A 22,869-nucleotide genomic window follows, 5' to 3' on the forward strand; every position below is an offset into this window, starting at 1 on the left:
CTACCAGTGGCGCTCCAGATAAAGCACCGCCGTGACGATAATCGCCACAAAAATGAGAAAAATAAGCGTGATAACCCCTATCTCACTCATGACCGTCCCCGCGGCACCAAAACAGATTAAGCGTGGATTAAGGCCATTTTGCGCGATATAGGAAATTAGGGTGAATTGGCGGAAAGAGGATGCGACTGCATCCTCTGTGCAACGCGGGGCGCGCTTGTTCAGAAGGGGGTTAACGCAGGTAATCGCCCGCCGCTTCTGGCTGGTAGAGTAACGCCAGGACTTCCAGATGGGTTGAGGCGCCGCCCGGTAATTCCCAGTGGATGGTATCCCCCGTGCGCAGCCCCAGCAGCGCGGCCCCTACCGGTGCGAGGACAGAAAGCTGAGTGCTGCTGTCCGTCATTTGCGCCGGGTAAACCAGCGTGCGGGTTAGCTCTTCACCAGTGGTGAGGTTGCGGAATTTTACCTGGCTGTTCATGGTGACCACGTCATGGGGCATCGACTCAGGCGTGCACATTTGTGCCCGGTCGAGCTCCTCATTCAGAGCGTCTGCCACCGGCAGTGAGGCAAATTCTGCTTTTTCCAGCAGTCTGTCGATACGTTCTGCGTCGAGCTCGTTAATGATAATGGTTGGTCTGGACATTTTTACTCCATGTCGTTAATGCTGCGTGTTACGCAGAAACTGATCCAAAAGAAAACCCTCGCCGTCTGGCAGCGAGGGTTTAACTCTCCCGATGATACTGGCTGAGCGCGTAAGTTTGAAGTGATGAAGGTCACATTCATGGTCCATATGAATTTTCGTTGAAATTTATTCAGTCTTCCTTTCCGCTGGATTGCGTTACGCTGAGCGTTCTGAACCAGGGTCTGGTGCGAAGCGCCATGCCCGCCAACGAGAGAGCACTATGTACTTCTATCAACCGTCCCAGGGGCACGGCCTGCCGCATGACCCGCTGAATGCCATTATTGGCCCACGTCCTATTGGCTGGATCTCCTCATCTGATAAGGCCGGTCAGTTGAACCTCGCACCGTACAGCTTCTTTAACTGCTTTAACTATCGTCCGCCTATCATTGGTTTTTCCAGCAACGGCTGGAAGGACAGCGTGCGTAATATTACCGAAACGGGGGAGTTTGTCTGGAACCTGGCCACGCGCGATCTGGCTGAAGCGATGAACCAAACGTCCGCGATGCTTCCGCACGATCGGGATGAGTTTACCTTTTCCGGATTGACGCCGGCGGCGAGCCTGCTTGTTAAGGCGCCGCGCGTGGCGGAGAGCCCGGTGAATTTTGAGTGCCGCCTGTCGCAGTGCATTCAGCTGACCGGCGCCGACGGTACGCCGGTTGATACCTGGCTGGTGCTGGGGGAAGTGGTCGGTATCCATATTGCCGAATCGTTGCTGGAAGAGGGGATCTACCAGACGGCGAAAGCGCAGCCCATCCTGCGTGCGGGTGGGCCGACGGCGTACTATGGGATCAGTGATGAAAACCGGTTTGATATGGTTCGCCCGGGTGCGGGTCAGTAACCGGCCTTATCTACCACGAATTGTTTACCGCAGTTACCCGGATGTGGCTGCGGGGCAAATGACGTCGCAGACAGCGGGTTATTAATGGTGTCAGCCTTGAGTGAAATCTGCATTTCGGTCAGATACGCCGGATTGCCATTGCAGGTGAGCTTGAACGCTTTGACGTTTTCCTTGCCCCAGCTTTTGGCAACGGCGCGGTCAAAGTCGCTACGGTTGAAGGTTTTCCCGTAGTTATCGGCGAGGAATTGACCGACAGTGCTGCTTTTTACTTCCTGATTCATCCGCACCATCGTGCCGAAATAGGCATCGGGATCAAAACCAAAGCAGACGCCATGTTTGGCATACTCGTAACGCTCCAGGCAGGAATTACCGCCCGCGCCCGGCATCACGCTGTTTAGCTTTGCGGCCCCGGACAGCGACAGTCCGGTTTCGGCGGCGGCACATTTGCGGCTGGCCTTCGCTTCCGGCAGGTTCGGGATCGGGCGCGTGGCGCAGCCAAAGCGCATCCATCGACGTTCATCCACGCCGCGGGCGGCAATCGATTTCGGCAGGCCTGGCCAGAGTCCGTGAACGGTCAGAAAATCGACTTTATTGTCGGTCTCTTTTTGCAGGCGACACTCGTCTGGTTCATTACGGTTGCGCTCGACCATGCTCTGACAAAACCCGGTTTGCCAGGACAGCGCCAGCACATAACGATCGAAATCGCCATACTGCGTTGCCTTGAGCGGTTCGGCCTGTGTGGAGAAAACACAAAGAGCAAGCGCGAATGCGCCAGACGGGATAACGATATCCTTCCTGAACATATGATTTCCTGATCGAATGAGCACAATAAATTTCTGGGAGTTATTAAAGCACAAAAAGCGCCCGCAGGCGCTTTCTGGATAGCCGTAATTTAGCTTAGGCCGCGCCGGGAACCAGCACTTCGGTGGCGATAATCACGATAATCAGCCCAACAATCACCGGCACTGAGGTGCGTTTGACCACTTCGAATGGCGAGATTTTTGCCATCCCGGCAACGGCGACGACCACGCCCGACACCGGGGAGATAGTACGGCCCAGGTTTGACGCCTGCAGCATGGGAATGGAGAGGTACGCCGGGTTAATACCGGAGGAGTGAGCCAGTTTGGGGATCATCTCCACAAAAGCGTAGAAGGGCGCGTTACCGGAGCCGGTGGTCATGGCCGCCAGCATGGTGAGCACCACCAGAACCAGCATCAGGATAATACTGGCCGAGCCGAACGAGGTGGCAATGGAGATCAGGCTCTGGATAAAGCCAATTGTGCTCAGGCCCTGGGCAAAGACGCCTGCCGCAACCAGCAGCATCACCACCCCGGCAAAAGCATCTGCCATACCGCGATACGCCACTTCCAGACCGGAGAAGACGTTTTGCGTGTTAAAACCACGCACAAATTCCAGCATGGCGGCCAGCAGCATACAGATCACCAGAATGGTGATGATGTGCAGTTGCGGACCCCATTTGCCGTCAAAAATCAGTACCCCGATAATTGGGGTGAAGGGCAGAATGGCATAAAACGCGGGTGCGGTGGTGGTGATTTCACTCACATCCATCATTTCGTAGCTGATGTTCTCTTTCTTATCCAGATAGCGCTGCCAGAAGAAATGCGCGATCCCCATTCCCACAATGGCGACAATAGAGATCGGCAATGTGGTTTTAAAGGCGAAGTCGATGAGTGACATTTCCGCTGCCTTTGCTGCCAGTACTACATCACCTGAAGTCGGGGAGAGAATTATCGCTGCCGGTGACGCGCAAATTGCCGCTGCCGCGCCACGGCTGATACCAACGTTGACCATGACCGGGAACAGTGTGGCCATGAGCAGTACGCCAAGTCCGGTAGCCGACGACACGGCCAGCGACATCAGGCAGGCGAGGAAATAGGCGGCGACCATCAGCAGATAGGGCGAGTTGATGTACTGCAGAGGTTTTGAGGCAAGCTTCACGACCATGTCGTTGGCACCGATATGGGTCATGTAGGCGGCAAAACCGCACAGCATCATGATCATCATACCCAGGTCGCCGCCGCGGCTCATGAGTAATATCTTAATGTATTCAACAATATCAGTGGCGGTGTAACCAGTACTGGTTGCGCTGGCTGGTAATACCTGATGCCCCATTATGGCGCTGATAATCAGCAGTGTTAAACCGCCAACGAATAATACGCCCGTGGCCGAGTAGCCTTTAATGATGTAGCGTGCGACACCGACAATGACGACGACCCCAATAAGGAGTTCGATAAACGTAAGCATGATTTCCCCTGTATCTTTGCTGCACTGGAGCACAAAAAAATCAATAAAATAAGAAGGATGAAAATGTGCCGAATAAATGGCCCGTTCTTGCTGATTAAAATCAATAAACAGACGACTAGAGAACGGAACAACCGCATTTTTGCCATGGCCCATACATTTATGTCATGAGAGGCTTGACCGTCAGACATCGCGCAGGATGTCTTTATAATGATAACAAAATGTTAATAACCTGTGTAGTTTAGTATGTTGTTGATTAAAAAGTTAAAGAGGTAAAAAGCCTACGTAATATGGGCTTATTCGAACGTTCCCGACAGGTTTAATTAAGAATATTCCCGAAAAAAGGCCGGATAATTAGGAATAACAGCGATGCCGTTAAGTTCTGGTTCAACTATTTTATGGTAAACTTTGCCTCGAATACTAAGAATGGTAATTGCATTGTGATCGTACGTAATACTTTTTTCTCTATTTTGTTGTTTATTTTTGGGCAGTTAACGTTTTCTTCTGTTGCACAGGCAGCGGACAACGCGACGGATAAAGGCTGGTTCTCAACCTTTACGGATAATGTTTCCCAGACATGGTCGGCACCAGAACATTATGATCTCTATGTTCCGGCAATAACGTGGCATGCGCGCTTTGCTTATGACAAAGAGAAAACCGATAAATACAACGAGCGTCCCTGGGGGGCGGGGTTTGGTCAGTCGCGCTGGGATGAAAAGGGCAACTGGCACGGCATCTATCTGATGGCCTTTAAGGACTCGTTTAATAAATGGGAACCGATTGGCGGTTATGGCTGGGAGAAAACCTGGCGCCCGTTAGCAGACGAGAACTTCCACGTCGGTTTGGGCTATACCGCCGGGGTCACTGCGCGTGACAACTGGAACTACATTCCGATCCCGGTGCTGCTGCCGCTGGCCTCTATTGGCTATGGGCCGGCAACGTTCCAGATGACCTACATTCCCGGTACGTACAACAACGGTAACGTTTACTTCGCCTGGATGCGTTTTCAGTTTTAACTGAAAAAACTTTACATGTTGGTGAAAAAACGCGCAGGCGTTGATTCATAAACGATAAAAATCTGCCAGTGAAAATTAACGCGACTTTAGTCACTTTTTATCAAAGATCCGCTGGACAAAAGGTCCCACAATTGATGTACTGGTAACCGACACAGCATTTGTGTCGTTTTTTAATGTAAAGGTAATTTTGATGTCTAAGATTAAAGGTAACGTTAAGTGGTTTAATGAGTCCAAAGGATTCGGTTTCATTACTCCTGAAGATGGCAGCAAAGACGTGTTCGTACACTTCTCTGCAATCCAGTCTAATGGTTTCAAAACTCTGGCTGAAGGTCAGCGTGTAGAGTTCGAAATCACTAACGGTGCCAAAGGCCCTTCTGCTGCTAACGTAATCGCTCTGTAATTCAGACGCGTCAGCAAGAATTTCAAAACCCGCTCACTGAGCGGGTTTTTTTCGTTTTGAATCAGCCAAGCAGATACATTTTCAGGAAGCTGGCCACGATCAGCACGCTCAACAACACCATTCCTGCGCTCATCAGACTCTGTTTCATTCTGTCACCCTCGTTCAGTATTGCACTCAGAGTGACAGAGAAAAATTAAGCCAACATTAACGCGCCGGCTGTTAGTGCTGACTTGCGGTGGAAAATAGCCAAAATGCGATCCCCGTCATCGCAAAGGAGCCCAGCATGTTAATGGCGATGTTCACCAGCGCCCAGCCGATACGACCTTCCTGAAAGAGAAACACCACTTCTGCAGAGAAGGTGGAGAAGGTGGTTAAGCCGCCGCAGAAACCTGTCGTAATCAATACCTTCCACATTGGGTCGATGTGCGTCATGCGGTTAAACCAGGCCAGTCCCATGCCTATGATAAAGGCGCCAATCAGGTTCGCGGCGAGCGTCCCCATCGGAATCGCCTGATGCAGCGGGTTAAACCGCATACTCAGAAACCATCGCGCAACGCTACCCGTTCCCCCACCAATAAAAACGGCTAAAAGTAGTTGTAACACGCTTAATACCTGCTATTTGATGTGTAAGAGAAGCGAGTTTAACGCCGTTTATGATGAGGGGACAAATATGTATGTTGCGGTAGGACAGTTTGCGGTCACGCCTCGCTGGCACGAGAACGCGATCGCTTGCGTCAATCTGATGGCGCAGGCACAGCAAAAAGGCGCGTCGCTGCTGGTGCTCCCGGAGGCCTTGCTGGCCCGTGATGATAATGACCCGGATCTGTCGGTGAAGTCGGCCCAGCCGCTGAACGGCGGTTTTTTACAGCATTTACTGGCGCAGAGTGCTGGTAACGAGATGACCACCATTCTGACCGTGCATGTTCCCTCAACACAGGATCGTGCGGTCAATACGCTGGTGGCGATTCGTGACGGGAAGATTGTCGCACATTACGCCAAGCTGCATCTCTATGATGCCTTCAGCGTTCAGGAGTCCCGGCGGGTTGACCCGGGAGACCGTATTCCCCCGCTGCTGGAGATTGACGGAGTAAAAATTGGGTTGATGACCTGCTACGACCTGCGTTTTCCGGAGCTGGCGCTCCATCTGGCGTTACAGGGCGCGGACGTTCTGGTATTGCCTGCCGCGTGGGTCAAAGGACCGTTGAAGGAGCATCACTGGACGACGCTGCTTGCGGCGCGCGCGCTGGATACGACCTGCTATGTGGTTGCAGCAGGCGAATGCGGCACGAAAAATATCGGGCAAAGCAGGGTGGTGGATCCGCTTGGGGTGACGATCGCCGCCGCCGCTGAAACCCCCGAGTTGCTGGTGGCGGAGATAAACGTAGACAGAATCGCGCTTGCACGTCAGCAATTACCTGTTCTTCGCAATCGTCGGTTTGCGCCACCGCAATTATTGTGATGTTTTTTTCAACAACGCTTGATTCACCTTGTTACAGATTGCTATTGTGTGCACGCGCTAAATGACCGTTAATAGATTCAGGTTTTGGCGCTGTATGCAGCCTGTTTTAAGTAAAGAAGGTATCTATGGGTGAGATTAGTATTACCAAACTGCTGGTGGTTGCCGCACTGGTCGTCCTGCTGTTTGGTACCAAGAAGTTACGCACGCTGGGTGGTGACCTGGGGGCTGCCATCAAAGGCTTTAAGAAAGCGATGAACGACGATGACGCGGCTGCGAAGAAAAGCGCCGAGGACGACATCCCGGCAGACAAGCTTTCTCACAAAGAGTGACAGCCATGCCTGAGGGCATGCGAAAAAAAACCGGCTCATGAGGCCGGTTTTTTTGTATTACTGTAAATGAATATTACAGCATTATTTTACTTCTTCGCCTTTCGCCTGCATGTCCGCATGGTATGAAGAGCGAACAAACGGGCCGCACGCCGCGTGGGTAAAGCCCATCGCCATCGCTTCGGCTTTCATCTCATCAAACTCGTCCGGGCTGACGTAGCGCTGTACCGGCAGGTGGTGACGGCTTGGCTGCAGATACTGGCCCAGGGTGAGCATGGTTACACCGTGGCGGCGAAGATCGCGCATGACCTCGATGATTTCCTCATTGGTTTCACCCAGCCCTACCATCAGACCTGATTTGGTCGGAATGTGCGGATGTGCTTCTTTAAAACGCTCCAGCAGCTTCAGGGACCAGTTATAATCCGCACCCGGACGAACCTGGCGGTAAAGACGCGGCACGTTCTCCAGGTTGTGGTTAAACACGTCTGGCGGCGTGGCGGTCAGAATATCCAGCGCACGGTCCATACGGCCGCGGAAGTCAGGCACCAGCGTCTCAATTTTGATGTTCGGGCTTTTCTCGCGAATGGCCGTAATACAATCAGCGAAGTGCTGTGCACCACCATCGCGCAGATCGTCACGGTCTACGGAAGTGATGACCACATAACGCAGCGCCATGTCAGCGATGGTCTGCGCCAGTTTTTGGGGTTCGTTAGCATCAGGTGCAACTGGACGGCCATGGGCTACGTCGCAGAACGGGCAGCGGCGGGTACAGATAGCACCCAGAATCATAAACGTCGCGGTACCGTGATTGAAACATTCAGCAAGGTTCGGGCAAGAGGCTTCTTCACAAACGGAGTGAAGGCCATTTTTGCGCATCGCCGCTTTGATCCCCTGGATACGCGAAGAGTCGGCCGGAAGTTTGATTTTCATCCATTCCGGTTTTCTTAACAGCGCCTCGCGCTCTGTAGCCACGTTTTTAACCGGGATAAGGGCCATTTTATCGGCATCGCGGTATTTTACACCGCGTTCCATCACAATGGGTTTACTCATAGCGTGCGTGTTCCAGTTGCGAATATCGAAGGAAAGCGTTTCAATTCAAGGGAATGTTGTATTTATCAACTATTTTTGAACGAACGACAGGCAGTATATCATTGAAAGGGGCGTTAAAGCAGCCTGCCAGGTCGCCAATTTGTAAAATAGTTGTTGTTTTGTGCCTTTTGCCCTGCCTGCAGCAGGGACTTGTGCTGTCTGAAGCGGTCAGAAGGCCTGACGGATAATGCGGATAACGTTTTCCAGGACCGGATCGCGCAAACTCAGTTTGTTGTAATGCAGTGAAATCTCGACAGATTCCGCATTAAGCTGGCTGAGCGGGATACTTTCAAGCGGCCAGCATTTGCGCAGCAGGTTGTACAGACGTGCCGGCATAATGCACAGCATATCGCTGCTGCCGATCAGAGATGCGGTAGTGAACATATTGTAACTGCTGAAACTGATCTGGCGTTCCGGGAAAATTTCATCAATACGCTGGCGCAGAGCATGATTCGCCTGTCCTTCGGTCATGAAAGACGAGTGGTCATAGTTGCGCAGATTTTCAAGGGTCAGTGGTTCGCTGAGAGCAGGATGCTGCTGGCGACACACCAGAACCAGATTATCCGCATAGAGCACATTTTGCCCCAGTGCTCTGGCACTGAAGCTGCCGCTTTCAATAATCAGGTCCGTCTGGAACTGGGCAAGCTGAATATCAGGCTCACTGAGAGGCACATTGCGCAGCAGAAGCTGCGGGGCATGCTCTTTCACGGCCTGATAAATTGCAGGCATCACCAGAACGCCCACGGAAGGGGAACAGCCGATGGTAATGGTGCGCTGCTTATCGTAGCTGCCGGTTAAATCCAGCGCGCCCAGAATGGATTCCAGCCCCTGGCTGATGAACTCATGGAGGTGCGTGGCGTAGGCCGTCGGCGTTACCCCCTGGCCCTTACGGATAAATAACGGGTCGGGAAATATAGCGCGCAGCTTTTGAATGGACTGGCTTATTGCTGATGGCGTGAGATTAAGAATTTTCGCAGCGTTAACGATACCCTTATGGACATATACTGCCTCAAAAATAGTCAGTAAATTGAGATCAATATTACGTAAAGTCCGAAAAATTTGCGGCTTGTCTTCGCCACCAGGGTCATTCAGGCGTTTGGCTGGTAAATTATTATACTCCACGCTTTTACTCCGTATACATTCACAATATGAATGATAGTTGAATTTATTTATTATGCTTGTAGAGATTCGTAAAGTGTTGGTTTTGTTTCACTTCTTTATCAAAAATCAAACAGTTGTGTGATTATCACTCACGTTACTTAGACCCTGTTTGTCACGTTTGAGGGAAGCTAAATAATATGTAACGGCAATATTCGGGCGCTTCGAAAATATAGAATCTGTGGTTTATTGTAAAGCGCAAAAGCGGTAAATAAACAGTGGCCCGTCAAATTAGCGAGCCATGTTGTATGATATATTAAGCAGGGATATATTCGTGCGGGGGATTGTTAAGTAGTGCTAACACATTCTTCAAAAGCACAGGACGAATAGTGTCTGGCGTAGCGGTATCGACCCACTGGCGCATTTGCGTCATCTCCATGCCGGCGTAGCCGCAGGGGTTTATGCGCTGGAAAGGGGTGAGATCCATATTAATATTCAATGCCAGGCCGTGGAAGGAGCAGCCTTTACGAATTCGCAGCCCCAGAGAGCAGATCTTCATTTCCCCGACGTAAACGCCTGGTGCATCGGCGCGTGGATGCGCATCGATACCATATTCCGCCAGCGTATTGACGACAGTTTGTTCCAGTAGAGTGACCAGTTCACGCACGCCCAGTTTCCTGCGCTTCAGATTGAGCAGGACGTACATTACCTGCTGTCCGGGGCCGTGGTAAGTGACCTGCCCGCCGCGATCGCTCTGAATCACCGGGATGTCTCCCGTCATCAATAAATGTTCCGCTTTTCCCGCCTGACCCTGCGTAAAGACTGGCAGGTGTTCGACCAGCCAGATCTCATCCGGGGTGCTGTCATCGCGTGAATCGGTGAAGTCATGCATAGCCTGGGAGACAGGCTCATAAGGTTGCAGCCCGAGGTGTCGGACCAGAATTTTATCCTGATACAAAACAGCGTCTCCGAAGACGAGGGACAAAAGATGCGGGGGAGTATATCACAGCGGGGAGAGGGGTTACCCGGCAAACCGGGTAACCGCAAAGGGACTACAGCACCATACGAACAATTTCGATATTGCCGAGCTCTTCGTACAGCGTCTCAACCTGCTCAATGTGTGTAGCGGTGATGGTAATAGAAACCGAGTGGTAGTTGCCCTTGCTGCTTGGTTTTACTGACGGAGAGTAGTCACCCGGCGCATGGCGCTGTACCACTTCAACCACCTGATCAACCAGCTCAGGCTTCGCCAGACCCATTACTTTGTAGGTAAATGGGGTAGGGAATTCAAGCAGTTCGTTAAGTTTGGTTTTCATGTCAGCTCCGGCGTAACGTCAAAAAGAATAACTCCCACGTCAGGTGGGAGTTATCAGGATACTTAGTATATGGGGATCAAAATCACACTTTCAAGTGTTCAATTTTTAACCAAACCAGTGATGGAACATCAATTTAATGTAATCAATGATTTTGCCGAAGAAATTACCTTCAGGAATTTCTTGCAGGACAACCAGCGGACGCTGATCGATCGTCTTGCCATCCAGCTGGAAGTTGATGGTACCTACAACCTGGTTTTTCTGCAGTGGCGCATGCAGCTCGGTGCTGTTCAGGACGTAGCTGGCTTTGAGATCCTTCATACGACCGCGTGGAATGGTCAGGTACAGATCTTTATCCACGCCAAGAGAGGCTCGGTCGTTGTCGCCGAACCAGACGGGTTCGGAAGCAAACTCTTTACCTGCTTTCAGCGGGTTCACGGTTTCGAAGAAACGGAAGCCCCAGGTCAGCAGTTTCTTGCTTTCTGTTTCACGACCTTTAAAGGTACGGCCGCCCATCACGGCAGAGATCAGGCGCATCTGACCTTCAGTGGCAGAGGCCACCAGGTTGTAACCCGCTTTGTCAGTATGGCCCGTTTTGATGCCATCAACGTTCAGGCTGTTATCCCATAGCAGGCCGTTACGGTTGGTCTGACGAATACCGTTGAAGGTGAACTCTTTCTCTTTATAGATGGCGTATTCGTTAGGTACGTCGCGGATCAGCGCCTGACCAATGAGCGCCATATCACGCGCGGAGCTGTACTGACCGTCGGCGTCCAGACCGTGTACGGTCTGGAAATGGCTGTTTTTCAGACCCAGCGCGTTCACGTAGCTGTTCATCAGGCCCACGAAGGCGTCCTGGCTACCGGCAGCAAAATCGGCCATCGCCACACAGGCATCGTTACCTGACTGCAGGTTGATCCCGCGAATGAGCTGAGAAACGGGAACCTGCATACCCGGTTTCAGGAACATCAGAGACGACCCTTTGAACACCGGGTTTCCGGTTGCCCACGCATCGTTACCGATGGTGACCAGGTCAGTTTCCTTGAATTTCCCGGCTTTCATCGCCTGGCCGATAACATAGCTGGTCATCATTTTGGTCAGGCTGGCCGGGTCGCGGCGTGCATCAGCATTCTGTTCTGCCAGCACTTTGCCAGAGTTGTAATCGATCAGGATGTAGGATTCCGCATCGATTTGCGGAACGCCAGGGATCATGGTCTTGATATTCAGGTCATCGGCGTGAGCTGCAGAAAGTGCAGCAGCGCAAAGGGCCGTGGTCAGCGCCATGCGCTGCACAAAACGAGCAGAAAAAGTGGTCTTCATGGTCAGAACTACGACATCCGTGATGGAATTAAAAAAAGTGCCTTACTATAGCAAATGCTATTCAGGCAGGCATCCGACTTTAAGCATGAGTTTGTGAATGTGTTTTACACAAACTGACATTTCGGACACCGCCGATTAATTACTTTGCAACAGCGATAAATGACTGAAGCTGAGCTTCATTTTGCAAACGCTGCTGCAGGGACGCAGCCTGCGATTTACTGGCAAACGGCCCCATCTGAATACGCCAGACCGCACCGTTTTGCTCAACGCGTCCCGGGACGCCAAACTGCTGGCTCAGACGCTGTTGATACTGCTGGGCCCGAGCCTGATCGCTCACTGCGCCTACCTGCACCACATAGCTGCCGCTGGCCGCTGCCGGAGCTGCCACCGCCGTACTTTGCGTGGCCGCTGGCGCCGTTACGGGCGCCGGTTGAGCTGCTGGCGCACTCACGGGTGCAGGGGCGGGTGTCGGCTCACTGCCTTCAAGCACGCCCGAGGCTAAGGTCGTTGGTGCGCCAAGAAAGCCGCTACTCTTTACCGGTGCGCCCGTTGAATCATCACTTTGCAGCGTGTCATTGCTGATTGGACGGATTTCTCCCCCCGGCTGAGCCGGTTCGGCCGGAGAAGAGACGCTTCCCATTCCGCCGTCAAGATTTGGACGGTCGGGAAGGGCATAGGTCTGTTTCGCCACTGTCGTACACGCGGTACCCGGTCCGGAGAGCGAACCATCCTGCGCCACGATAATCGGGTCGATACGGACTTTGGTGTTATTCGACGTGTTCAGGCGATCGGCGGACGCGCGAGACAGGGAGATCACCCGGTCATTGCCGTACGGGCCGCGGTCGTTGATGCGCACAACGATCATACGGCCGTTCGCCAGGTTGGTGATACGGGCATAGCTCGGGATCGGCAGCGTCGGGTGTGCTGCAGTCAGCTGCATTGGGTCGAAGGCCTCCCCGGACGCCGTCAGGTTACTGCCGGGTTCGGCATCATAAATGGCGGCAAAGCCAGCCTGGCTGAAGCGGGAAGGATCCTGAACAATTTTGTAGCTTTTGCCGTCGCGCTCGTAATCCTGATTCGCACTGGCATTCAGCGGTTCATAAACGGGATCGGCACCGCTGATTTCAACGATCGGGCCATTACACACCGCAGGCTGCGGCGGCGCGACGGTTGCCTGTTGCTGACCATCATCACTTGTACAGGCCGCAAGTAAACTTGCCGCAATGCAGATCCCCAGCCACTGCTTACGCATTCCGATCCCCTTATTTTTATACGCTTTTTGACAACATTTTTCTGTGGGTATGGATCGACATCACGATACCAAACCCGGCCATCAACACAATCAGTGCCGAGCCTCCGTAACTCACCAGCGGTAGCGGTACGCCAACCACCGGCAGAATACCACTCACCATACCAATATTTACGAAGACATAAACGAATAAAATCAGCATCAACCCGCCAGCCATAACGCGACCAAAGGTGGTTTGCGCGCGTGCTGCAATCCACAATCCGCGCATGATAAGCAGGACGTATAGCGCCAGCAAAATTAAGATGCCCACCAGCCCCAGCTCTTCAGCCAGTACGGCGAAAATAAAGTCGGTGTGGCGTTCCGGTAAAAACTCCAGCTGCGACTGTGTACCGTGCAGCCAGCCTTTACCGCGCAGGCCACCGGAGCCAATCGCAATTTTAGACTGAATAATATGATAGCCCGCCCCCAGCGGATCGGTTTCCGGATCGAGCAGCATCATGACGCGCTGGCGCTGGTAATCATGCATCAGGAAGAACCAGAGAATCGGAATAAACGCGGCAACCAGCACCACCGCGATGCCAATCAGACGCCAGCTCAGGCCCGACAGGAAAAGAACAAACAGGCCGGAGAGTGCGATGAGGATTGAGGTTCCCAGGTCAGGCTGCGCCGCGACCAGCAGCGTTGGCAGGAAAATCAGCACCAACGCGATGGCGGTATTTTTAAGAGACGGCGGACAGACGTCGCGGTTGATAAAGCGTGCCACCATCAGGGGGACGGCGATTTTGGCGATTTCCGAGGGTTGGAAGCGGACAACGCCCAGATCCAGCCAGCGCTGCGCCCCTTTTGAGATGGCGCCAAACGCGTCTACCGCAACCAGCAAAATAATACAGAAGATGTAAAGATAGGGCGCCCAGCCTTCATAGACGCGCGGCGGGATCTGCGCCATCACCACCATAATGACCAGACCCATCGCGATCTGGCCAATTTTACGCTCCATCATGCCGATGTCCTGGCCGCTGGCGCTCCAGATAACCAGGGCACTGTAAACCAGCAGAGCCAGCAGGATCAGCAGCATGGCTGGGTCGATGTGGATTTTATCCCACAGCGATTTTTTATTTGGATTATCCGTCATGATTATTGGTCCTCCGCCGCAGCGGCGGCCGGGTTTTCAGCCGGCAGTTCGGTGTTGTTATCACCCAGCATAATGTGGTCAAGGATCTGGCGCATGATGGTCCCGACCGCGGGGCCGGCACCGCCGTTTTCCAGAATCATCGCCACCGCGACCTGCGGGTTATCATAAGGGGCAAACGCCGTCATCAGCTTATGGTCACGCAGACGTTCGGCAATGCGATGGGCGTTATAGGTTTCGTTGGCTTTCAGACCAAATACCTGCGCCGTACCGGATTTCGCAGCCACTTTATAAGGCGTACCGGCGAAATACTTATGCGCGGTACCGTTCGGACGGTTTGCCACGCCGTACATCCCGTCTTTAGCGATTTCCCAGAAGCCGGAATGGATGTCACCCACAGGCGCTTCGTGCGGCTGGTTCCAGGGCACTTTTTTGCCGTCTTCAACGGTACTTTGCAGCAGATGAGGGACTTTCACCACGCCGTCATTGATGAGAATCATCATGGCTTTGTTCATCTGAAGCGGCGTGGCCGTCCAGTAGCCCTGGCCGATACCCACCGGAATGGTGTCACCCTGATACCACGGTTTCTTAAAGCGCTTCAGCTTCCACTCACGGGTTGGCATGTTGCCAGAGCGTTCCTCAGCAAGGTCAACACCGGTGTAATGTCCGTAGCCAAACTTACTCATCCACTCTGACAGACGGTCGATACCCATATCGTACGCCACCTGGTAGAAGAAGGTATCCGCGGACTCTTCCAGCGATTTCGTCACGTTCAGATGGCCGTGGCCCCATTTTTTCCAGTCGCGATAGCGTTTTTCAGAACCCGGCAGTTGCCACCAGCCGGGGTCAAACAGGCTGGTATTACGGTTGATGACACCAGCACTCAGGGCAGAGACCGCCACGTAAGGTTTAACCGTTGACGCTGGCGGGTAAACCCCTTGCGTAGCGCGGTTCACCAGCGGCGTGTTCGGGTCATTCAGCAGGCCGGAATAGTCTTTACTGGAGATGCCGTCAACAAAGAGGTTCGGGTCATAGCTTGGCATTGACACCATCGCCAGGATGCCACCGGTACGAGGATCGGTGACCACCACGGCCGCACGGCTGCCCGCCAGTAAGGTTTCAATATACTGCTGCAGTTTAAGGTCGAGGGTCAGATATACGTCATGTCCCGCCTGAGGCGGCACCTCTTTCAGCTGACGAATGACGCGGCCGCGGTTGTTCACCTCAACCTCTTCATAGCCGGTCTGCCCATGCAGAACATCTTCGTAGTAGCGTTCAATGCCCAGCTTGCCGATATCGTGCGTTGCTGCGTAGTTAGCCAGCTTGCCGTCTTTATCGAGGCGCTCGACGTCTTTATCGTTAATCTTGGAGACGTAGCCAATGACATGCGTCAGCGCGGAGCCGTAAGGGTAGTAGCGACGCTTGTAACCTTTCACTTCCACGCCGGGGAAACGGTACTGATTCACCGCAAAGCGGGCCACCTGGACTTCCGTCAGATTGGTTTTAACCGGAATGGAGGTGAAACGGTGGGAACGGGCGCGCTCTTTTTTGAAGGCCGCGATATCGTCATCGTTAAGATCGACCACGCTTCGTAATGCTTCCAGCGTGTCCTGAACGTTATCGACCTTTTCCGGCATCATCTCGATTTGATAGATGGTGCGGTTTAACGCCAGCGGGGTGCCGTTACGATCGTAAATAATGCCGCGGCTGGGCGCGATGGGCACCAGCTTGATCCGGTTTTCGTTTGAACGCGTCTGGTAATCGGTAAAGCGGACAATTTGCAGATTATAAAGGTTGGCGATCAGCACGCCGGTAAGCAGCAAAATCCCGGTAAAGGCGACCAGCGCCCGGCGCACAAACAGCGCGGACTCAGCCGTATAGTCGCGAAAAGAATTCTGTAGTTTCATCCGCTGCTTAATCTACCCTGGTCAGTCATTACTCGCGGTGATAGGGGTGGTTGGTAGTAATGCTCCACGCGCGATACAGGCTTTCTGCCACCAGTACCCGAACGAGCGGGTGGGGAAGCGTCAGCGCGGAGAGAGACCAACTTTGTTCTGCTGCCGCTTTGCAGGCAGGGGACAACCCTTCAGGCCCGCCAATCAACAGACTGACGTCACGACCATCCTGCTTCCAGCGCTCCAGTTCGTGCGCCAGCTGCGGCGTATCCCAGGGCTTCCCTGGAATATCGAGAGTGACGATGCGGTTTTTGCCTGCGGCTGCCAGCATCAGTTCACCCTCTTTATCGAGAATACGTTTGATATCGGCGTTCTTGCCGCGTTTTCCGGCGGGGATCTCCACCAGTTCGAACGGCATGTCTTTTGGAAAACGACGCAGATATTCAGTAAAACCGGTTTGTACCCAGTCCGGCATTTTGGTGCCGACGGCGACCAGCTGCAACTTCACGCATTAACCCCAGAGTTTTTCCAGCTCATACAGGCGACGGCTCTCTTCCTGCATGACGTGGACAATCACATCGCCGAGATCGACAACCACCCAGTCAGCGGTCGCTTCACCTTCAACGCCGAGCGGCAACAGCCCTGCAGCACGCGATTCCTGCACCACGTGATCGGCAATTGAAACAACATGACGCGTAGAGGTACCGGTGCAGATGATCATGCAGTCGGTAATACTGGATTTACCCTTAACGTCGATAGCGATGATGTCCTGACCTTTCAGGTCATCAATTTTGTCAATAACAAAATCCTGGAGTGCTTTACCCTGCAAGTTTTCCCCCTGGGGTGAATGAGATTGTATAACGTTGAATTCTTAGCCAGACAGTATACCTGAACTCAGGCCTGTAACGGGACAAATGTCTCCTGCCCGGCTTTTGAAGGCGGGTATCATCCCACCCTCCGCCTGAGATTGCATCGCCATTTTTGTAAAACAATTTCTGTAAAGCAATGATCGGCGGGAAAGTCTGGCAGCGGAGGATAACAGTATGGCTTACCCTGTCAAGGCAGGAAAAACAATAAGCCACTTTATTATGCCCTTCGGCTATTCATCTGCGCTTTTCTGATACAAACCGTGCGTATGGATATACGCCAGCACCGGGGCCGGTAGCAAATCGTCACAGGCTAAACCGTGCTGTAAACGCTCGCGAATGAGGGTCGCAGAGATATCGAACCACGGCGTCTCCGCCAGATAAATCTTCCCGGCCGGCTGTGTGTGAAGATCTTCTATATTGTCGGTGAGATGATCTTCCAGCCACTGCTGATACTGTGCTTCGCGCATGGTCAGCGGATAGCCCGGACGACGGCAGACGAGCAGATGGCTGTTCTCCAGAATGGTTTCATACTGATGCCAGGTGGGGAGATTCAGCAGAGAGTCCTGACCGATGATAAAGGCCAGCGGCTGGTCTGGTCCGTGTTCTGCGCGCCACTCCTGCAGCGTTTGCGACGTCCAGGAGGGCGTGTCGCGGCGCAACTCGCGCTCATCAAGGCTGAAGAGCGGTTTATCCGCGATGGCCAGGGCGAGCATCGCTTTTCGCTGCTCGCTGGTTGCTTCGGGCTGCGGACGATGAGGCGGGACATTATTGGGCATAATGATAACGCGCTGAAGACCAATCAGATTCGCCAGAATTTCAACCGGCTTCAGATGCCCGTAATGTACCGGGTCGAAGGTGCCACCATACAGGGCCTGGAGAGAGTGCATACTATCCATCAATAAAAACGTCAGCCAGCGCCTTGTGGCAGAGCAGCAGAGAAAGACTTTCCAGCTCCGCCCAGACCGACTGACCGTAATCTTGTTTTAACGTGAGCTCAGCGCGCATCAGAAGCTGTACTGCCTGACGCAGCTGTTCATGACTCAGGCGGTTGACGGCCTCGGTGGTTAACGCCCTGCGATTTTGCCACACCCGATGTTTATCAAACAGCGCGCGCAAGGGCGTATGGGCAGACTGGCGCTTGAGCGCGATCAGCAACAGCAGTTCGCGCTGGAGCGTGCGCAGCAAAATGACTGGCTCGCTGCCTTCAAGGCGCAGCTGCTGCAGAATATGCAGGGCGCGTTTGCTCTTCGCCGACAGCAAGGCATCAACCCAGTGGAACGGCGTGAAGTGCGCCGCGTCGTTAACGGCCTGCTCGACGCGCGGCAGGGTCAGCTTGCCATCCGGCCAGAGCAGGGCGAGCCGGTCCAGCGCCTGCGCGAGGGCCAGCAGATTGCCTTCGTAGCAGTAGCAGAGCAGTTGATTTGCCGCGTCATCCAGCTGAAGCTTGTTCTGCTTCGCGCGCGCGGCCACCCATTTTGGCAGATGCGCCTGCTCAGGCGTCTGACAGGTGACCTGCACCGCATGGGGCGCGAGTTGGGTAAACCACGCCGCGTTTTCCTGCGCTTTCGTCAGCTTATTGCCACGCACGATCAACAGCAGATCGCTGTGTAACAGACTGACCAGCGTGGCCAGTTGTTCATTAATGGCCGCGTTCGGACCATTCTCTGGCAGCAGGATCTGGATCGTCTGACGCGAGGCAAACAGGCTCATCGCCTGGCAAAGTGAGAAGAGGGCATTCCAGTCGGTATTGTTATCCAGCTGGACGGTGTGGTGTTCATCGAAGCCCTGAGCGGCCGCCGCGTGTCGCACGGCATCCAGGCTTTCCTGTAGTAATAGCGGATCGTTACCGAGGAGCAGATACGCCGCGCGCAGCCCTTCATTGAGCTGCGCGCGGAGTTGTTCAGGATACAGCCTGATCATCAGTTACCCATTGAGGTAGAAACAGGAGACGCGTCGGCATCCGGTTTTTCAACAATGTCAGATCCTTGTTTTTTTGACGCTGCAATAGCTGGCAGTTTACGGATCAGCTGTTCCGCTGCCTTGTCGTACATTTCGTTGATGATAATCTGCTGTTCGGCATCTTTTGCCAGCGCCGTCTGCGGGTTATCGAAGAACGAACGGTACACTTTCGTGCTGATCGGGTAGATGTCTTTACCCGGGATCAGAACTGCCGCATTAACCGCCATGACCATTTGATACTCTGCGGTATGGCCGTCCTGGAAGATAGAGGCCGTATCTTTGCTGAGCGTCATCCCCAGCACACGCAGAGACGGTACATCCTGGCGCAGGGTGCCTTTTTCGATCAGCTCAACGCCGTTCAGACGCAACTGATTACGAATTGCGCGGCTGAGTGGACCGTTAGGATCCGATGAGTCGAAAATCATTGTTTTCATCTCAGCAGGCACCGCCGTGGTATTGCGCAGGTGCCAGCCACAGCCAGCGGTGACAAGCACCGCCAGAGATAAGAGTATTGTTGCCAGTTGTCGCACGTTTCCTCCCGCGCTTAGCCAACGACCAGATTCAGCAATTTACCTGGTACGTAGATCACTTTACGTACGGTAACGCCCTCAAGATATTTTGCGACCAGCGGTTCCTGGCCCGCACGCTCGCGAACCTGTTCTTCGGTTGCGTCGACCGCCACGGTAATTTTACCGCGGACTTTACCGTTTACCTGGACCACAACCAGCGTGGTGTTTTCCACCATCGCGGCTTCGTCAGCCTCTGGCCACGGCGCGTTGTCGATATCGCCTTCGCCTTTCAGCTCCTGCCACAGGGTGAAGCTGACGTGAGGCGTGAACGGGTTCAGCATGCGAACGACGGCCAGCAGTGCTTCACGCATTAAGGCACGATCCTGCTCGCCCTCTTGCGGCGCCTTCGCCAGTTTGTTCATCAGTTCCATAATAGCCGCAATTGCGGTATTGAAGGTCTGACGACGACCAATATCATCGGTCACTTTCGCAATCGTTTTATGAACATCACGGCGCAGCGCCTGCTGATCTTCCGTCAGGGCGGCGGCGTTCAGGGCCGGAGCATCGCCCAGTGAGGTGTGTTCGTAAACCAGTTTCCAGACGCGCTTCAGGAAGCGGTTCGCCCCTTCAACGCCTGACTCCTGCCATTCCAGGGTCATGTCTGCCGGAGAGGCAAACATCATGAACAGACGCACGGTATCCGCACCGTAACGCTCAACCATCACCTGCGGGTCGATGCCGTTGTTTTTAGACTTGGACATCTTGCTCATGCCGGTATAGACCAGCTCATGACCTTCGGCGTCTTTCGCCTTCACGATACGGCCTTTCTCGTCGCGCTCAACGATCGCATCGACCGGAGAAACCCAGTTACGCTCGCCGTTTGCACCCACGTAGTAGAACGCATCTGCCAGCACCATGCCCTGGCACAGCAGCTGTTTAGCAGGCTCGTCAGAGTTCACCATGCCCGCGTCGCGCATCAGTTTGTGGAAGAAGCGGAAGTAGAGCAGGTGCATGATGGCGTGTTCAATACCGCCGATGTAAATATCAACCGGCAGCCAGTAGTTTGCCGCGTTGGAATCCAGCATGCCGTCCTGATACTGCGGGCAGGTGTAACGCGCGTAATACCAGGATGATTCCATAAAGGTGTCGAAGGTGTCGGTTTCACGCAGCGCAGGCTGGCCGTTGACGGTGGTTTTTGCCCACTCGGGATCGGCTTTGATCGGGCTGGTGATACCGTCCATGACCACGTCTTCCGGCAGGATCACCGGGAGCTGATCGTCAGGCGTTGGCATCACGGTGCCATCTTCCAGGGTCACCATTGGAATTGGCGCACCCCAGTAACGCTGACGGGAGACGCCCCAGTCGCGCAGACGGTAGTTCACCTTACGCTCACCTACGCCCAGAGAAGCCAGCTTGTCGGCAATGGCGTTAAAGCCCTCTTCGAAGCTCAGGCCGCTGAACTCGCCTGAGTTGAACAGGGTGCCTTTTTCGGTCAGCGCTTGTTCGGACAGGTCTGGTTCAGAACCGTCAGCCGCCAGGATAACAGGCTTGATGGTCAGGCCGTATTTGGTGGCAAATTCGTAGTCGCGCTGGTCGTGACCCGGAACAGCCATTACGGCACCCGTGCCGTACTCCATCAGCACGAAGTTGGCGGCCCAGACAGGAATGGCTTCGCCGGTCAGTGGATGAATGGCTTTGAAGCCAGTATCCACGCCTTTTTTCTCCATCGTTGCCATATCGGCTTCAGCCACTTTGGTGTTGCGGCATTCGTCGATGAAGGTGGCCAGTTCCGGATTATTTTCTGCCGCTTTCTGCGCTAGCGGGTGACCTGCGGCCACGGCCAGGTAGGTCGCGCCCATGAAGGTGTCCGGACGGGTGGTATAGACGGTCAGGGTCTGGTCGTAGTTCTCAACGTTGAAGGTAATTTCCACGCCTTCAGAACGGCCGATCCAGTTGCGCTGCATGGTCTTAACGGTATCCGGCCAGTGGTCCAGATTATCCAGATCGTTCAGCAGTTCGTCAGCGTAAGCGGTGATTTTGATAAACCACTGCGGGATCTCTTTACGCTCAACTTTGGTGTCACAGCGCCAGCAGCAGCCGTCGATAACCTGTTCGTTAGCGAGAACGGTCTGGTCATTCGGACACCAGTTAACGGCAGACGTCTTCTTGTACACCAGGCCTTTTTTGTACAGCTCGGTGAAGAACTTCTGTTCCCAGCGATAGTATTCCGGGGTACAGGTTGCCAGCTCGCGGCTCCAGTCATAACCAAAGCCCAGCATTTTGAGCTGGTTTTTCATGTACGCGATATTGTCGTACGTCCACGGGGCTGGCGCCGTATTGTTTTTTACCGCTGCGCCTTCCGCAGGCAGGCCGAACGCATCCCAGCCGATTGGCTGCAGAACGTTCTTGCCCAGCATGCGCTGATAGCGTGCAATCACATCACCGATGGTGTAGTTACGCACGTGGCCCATGTGTAGTCGACCAGAAGGATAGGGAAGCATCGACAGGCAGTAATACTTCTCTTTGCTCTCGTCTTCGGTTACTTCAAAGGTGCGCTTCTCGTCCCAGTGTTGCTGGACTTTTGATTCTATCTCTTCCGGGCGGTATTGCTCTTGCATGGCAGCCAGTGGTCCTGTTTTCAATACAGCTACAAATGTAGCCAATGGATGTGGTAATTCAGATCCGCATAGCATAGCCCAAACGCCCGCGTCAAAACAGCCTTTCGCACAAATGCGCTTTGCAGGAATTTACCGGGTCTGTGCTTCACCTGACAAAGCGGCGATGAAATAAGGTCTATTATTAGAAATAGTTACTTACCCGGGAGGCAAAATGATGAACAAGGTTGCTCAATTTTACCGCGAACTGGTGGCGACACTGACGGAACGGCTGCGTAACGGCGAGCGCGATATTGACGCGCTGGTGGAGCAGGCCCGTGCCCGGGTGACGCAAACGGGTGAGTTAACGCGAACCGAAGTGGAAGAGGTGACCCGTGCCGTGCGCCGTGACCTGGAAGAGTTTGCGCGCAGCTACGAGGAGAGCCAGGACGAGATCGCCGACAGCGTCTTTATGCGGGTGATTAAAGAGAGTCTGTGGCAGGAACTGGCCGATATTACTGATAAAACGCAGCTGGAGTGGCGCGAGGTGTTTCAGGATTTGAACCACCACGGTGTGTATCAGAGTGGTGAAGTGGTTGGGCTGGGAAATCTGGTGTGCGAGAAATGCCATCACCATATTGCGGTGTATACGCCGGATGTGCTGCCGCTGTGTCCGAAATGCGGGCACGACCAGTTCCAGCGTCGGCCGTTTGAGCCATAAATAAAAGCAAAACGGCAACCACGTTGCCGTTTTTAGTGTCTGCGCCCTCTCCCCGTGGGAGAGGGTTGGGGTGAGCAGCTGTGTTTAAAGTCAACGGCTGACGACTAACCTGCCACCCATTTTTTATTGTCCCGCACCATCGCA

General features: G+C 53.7%; 25 protein-coding genes. 6 read left to right on the plus strand and 19 right to left on the minus strand.

Going from position 1 to position 22,869, the window contains the following annotated elements; translation table 11 throughout:
* Both yldA and rnk read right to left on the minus strand, forming a co-directional pair.
* Entirely contained in the window at positions 1-90 is a 90-nt protein-coding gene (yldA, locus tag GM298_RS23295; RefSeq protein ID WP_008501020.1) for a small membrane protein YldA, read from the minus strand.
* Between the two features lie 139 nt (positions 91-229).
* Positions 230-640: a nucleoside diphosphate kinase regulator gene (gene rnk / locus GM298_RS20630; protein ID WP_025756324.1), complete on the minus strand. Its 411-nt coding sequence runs from the start codon at positions 638-640 to the stop codon at positions 230-232.
* A 259-nt stretch (positions 641-899) separates the two neighbouring features.
* Between rnk and GM298_RS20635 the strand changes: the two genes are divergently transcribed.
* The gene (locus GM298_RS20635) at positions 900-1,517 is read left to right on the plus strand and encodes a flavin reductase family protein (RefSeq protein WP_095450051.1); all 618 of its coding nucleotides are present in this window, start codon (positions 900-902) and stop codon (positions 1,515-1,517) included.
* On the opposite strand, the gene rna is transcribed toward GM298_RS20635, so the two are convergent.
* Positions 1,511-2,320, minus strand: a complete 810-nt coding sequence (rna, locus tag GM298_RS20640; RefSeq protein WP_266155182.1) for a ribonuclease I — start codon at positions 2,318-2,320, stop codon at positions 1,511-1,513. The genes GM298_RS20635 and rna overlap by 7 nt on opposite strands.
* A gap of 94 nt (positions 2,321-2,414) precedes the next feature.
* Entirely contained in the window at positions 2,415-3,782 is a 1,368-nt protein-coding gene (dcuC, locus tag GM298_RS20645) for an anaerobic C4-dicarboxylate transporter DcuC (RefSeq protein ID WP_266155184.1), read from the minus strand.
* 395 nt (positions 3,783-4,177) lie between these two features.
* Between dcuC and pagP the strand changes: the two genes are divergently transcribed.
* Complete coding sequence (gene pagP / locus GM298_RS20650; protein ID WP_047958016.1) at positions 4,178-4,795, plus strand: lipid IV(A) palmitoyltransferase PagP; 618 nt, start codon at positions 4,178-4,180, stop codon at positions 4,793-4,795.
* Between the two features lie 190 nt (positions 4,796-4,985).
* Complete coding sequence (gene cspE / locus GM298_RS20655) at positions 4,986-5,195, plus strand: transcription antiterminator/RNA stability regulator CspE (protein WP_002439184.1); 210 nt, start codon at positions 4,986-4,988, stop codon at positions 5,193-5,195.
* A 219-nt stretch (positions 5,196-5,414) separates the two neighbouring features.
* On the opposite strand, the gene crcB is transcribed toward cspE, so the two are convergent.
* Positions 5,415-5,798, minus strand: coding sequence for a fluoride efflux transporter CrcB (gene crcB / locus GM298_RS20660; protein WP_025756329.1), 384 nt, complete (start codon positions 5,796-5,798; stop codon positions 5,415-5,417).
* 67 nt (positions 5,799-5,865) lie between these two features.
* Here crcB and GM298_RS20665 point away from each other — a divergent pair, with 67 nt between their 5' ends.
* Positions 5,866-6,654, plus strand: a complete 789-nt coding sequence (locus GM298_RS20665) for a deaminated glutathione amidase (protein ID WP_266155185.1) — start codon at positions 5,866-5,868, stop codon at positions 6,652-6,654.
* Positions 6,655-6,779: 125 nt separating this feature from the next.
* The gene (gene tatE, locus GM298_RS20670) at positions 6,780-6,983 is read left to right on the plus strand and encodes a twin-arginine translocase subunit TatE (RefSeq protein WP_025756331.1); all 204 of its coding nucleotides are present in this window, start codon (positions 6,780-6,782) and stop codon (positions 6,981-6,983) included.
* An 81-nt stretch (positions 6,984-7,064) separates the two neighbouring features.
* Here tatE and lipA read toward each other — a convergent pair whose 3' ends face one another.
* From lipA to leuS, 14 genes are all read right to left on the minus strand, one after another.
* Positions 7,065-8,030, minus strand: coding sequence for a lipoyl synthase (gene lipA, locus GM298_RS20675; protein ID WP_024907012.1), 966 nt, complete (start codon positions 8,028-8,030; stop codon positions 7,065-7,067).
* Positions 8,031-8,237: 207 nt separating this feature from the next.
* Positions 8,238-9,191, minus strand: coding sequence for a YbeF family transcriptional regulator (locus GM298_RS20680; RefSeq protein ID WP_045286197.1), 954 nt, complete (start codon positions 9,189-9,191; stop codon positions 8,238-8,240).
* 292 nt (positions 9,192-9,483) lie between these two features.
* Positions 9,484-10,125, minus strand: a complete 642-nt coding sequence (gene lipB / locus GM298_RS20685; RefSeq protein ID WP_025756333.1) for a lipoyl(octanoyl) transferase LipB — start codon at positions 10,123-10,125, stop codon at positions 9,484-9,486.
* 94 nt (positions 10,126-10,219) lie between these two features.
* Positions 10,220-10,483 carry a DUF493 family protein YbeD gene (gene ybeD, locus GM298_RS20690; RefSeq protein ID WP_003858718.1) on the minus strand — a complete coding sequence of 88 codons (264 nt, stop codon included), beginning with the start codon at positions 10,481-10,483 and terminating at the stop codon, positions 10,220-10,222.
* A 105-nt stretch (positions 10,484-10,588) separates the two neighbouring features.
* Positions 10,589-11,800: a D-alanyl-D-alanine carboxypeptidase DacA gene (gene dacA, locus GM298_RS20695; RefSeq protein WP_025756334.1), complete on the minus strand. Its 1,212-nt coding sequence runs from the start codon at positions 11,798-11,800 to the stop codon at positions 10,589-10,591.
* Positions 11,801-11,939: 139 nt separating this feature from the next.
* On the minus strand, positions 11,940-13,052 hold the full coding sequence (gene rlpA, locus GM298_RS20700) for an endolytic peptidoglycan transglycosylase RlpA (RefSeq protein WP_095441819.1): 1,113 nt from the start codon (positions 13,050-13,052) through the stop codon (positions 11,940-11,942).
* A 16-nt stretch (positions 13,053-13,068) separates the two neighbouring features.
* On the minus strand, positions 13,069-14,181 hold the full coding sequence (mrdB, locus tag GM298_RS20705; protein ID WP_013097590.1) for a peptidoglycan glycosyltransferase MrdB: 1,113 nt from the start codon (positions 14,179-14,181) through the stop codon (positions 13,069-13,071).
* A gap of 2 nt (positions 14,182-14,183) precedes the next feature.
* Complete coding sequence (gene mrdA / locus GM298_RS20710) at positions 14,184-16,085, minus strand: peptidoglycan DD-transpeptidase MrdA (protein ID WP_025756336.1); 1,902 nt, start codon at positions 16,083-16,085, stop codon at positions 14,184-14,186.
* A gap of 28 nt (positions 16,086-16,113) precedes the next feature.
* Complete coding sequence (gene rlmH, locus GM298_RS20715; protein WP_003858701.1) at positions 16,114-16,581, minus strand: 23S rRNA (pseudouridine(1915)-N(3))-methyltransferase RlmH; 468 nt, start codon at positions 16,579-16,581, stop codon at positions 16,114-16,116.
* Between the two features lie 3 nt (positions 16,582-16,584).
* The gene (rsfS, locus tag GM298_RS20720; protein WP_003858696.1) at positions 16,585-16,902 is read right to left on the minus strand and encodes a ribosome silencing factor; all 318 of its coding nucleotides are present in this window, start codon (positions 16,900-16,902) and stop codon (positions 16,585-16,587) included.
* A gap of 270 nt (positions 16,903-17,172) precedes the next feature.
* Positions 17,173-17,838: a nicotinate-nucleotide adenylyltransferase gene (gene nadD, locus GM298_RS20725; protein WP_025756337.1), complete on the minus strand. Its 666-nt coding sequence runs from the start codon at positions 17,836-17,838 to the stop codon at positions 17,173-17,175.
* Complete coding sequence (gene holA, locus GM298_RS20730) at positions 17,831-18,862, minus strand: DNA polymerase III subunit delta (protein WP_266155190.1); 1,032 nt, start codon at positions 18,860-18,862, stop codon at positions 17,831-17,833. Before holA ends, nadD begins: the two co-directional genes overlap by 8 nt.
* On the minus strand, positions 18,862-19,431 hold the full coding sequence (gene lptE, locus GM298_RS20735) for an LPS assembly lipoprotein LptE (protein WP_025756339.1): 570 nt from the start codon (positions 19,429-19,431) through the stop codon (positions 18,862-18,864). Before lptE ends, holA begins: the two co-directional genes overlap by 1 nt.
* A 14-nt stretch (positions 19,432-19,445) precedes the next feature.
* Entirely contained in the window at positions 19,446-22,028 is a 2,583-nt protein-coding gene (gene leuS / locus GM298_RS20740; protein WP_148110461.1) for a leucine--tRNA ligase, read from the minus strand.
* 214 nt (positions 22,029-22,242) lie between these two features.
* On the opposite strand from leuS, the gene GM298_RS20745 reads away from it, so the two are divergent.
* Positions 22,243-22,725, plus strand: a complete 483-nt coding sequence (locus GM298_RS20745) for a zinc ribbon-containing protein (RefSeq protein ID WP_025756340.1) — start codon at positions 22,243-22,245, stop codon at positions 22,723-22,725.
* The last annotated feature ends 144 nt before the right edge of the window (positions 22,726-22,869 follow it).

The organism is Enterobacter sp. HSTU-ASh6, from assembly GCF_026319105.1.
GTDB classification, from domain to species: Bacteria; Pseudomonadota; Gammaproteobacteria; order Enterobacterales; family Enterobacteriaceae; genus Enterobacter; species Enterobacter sichuanensis.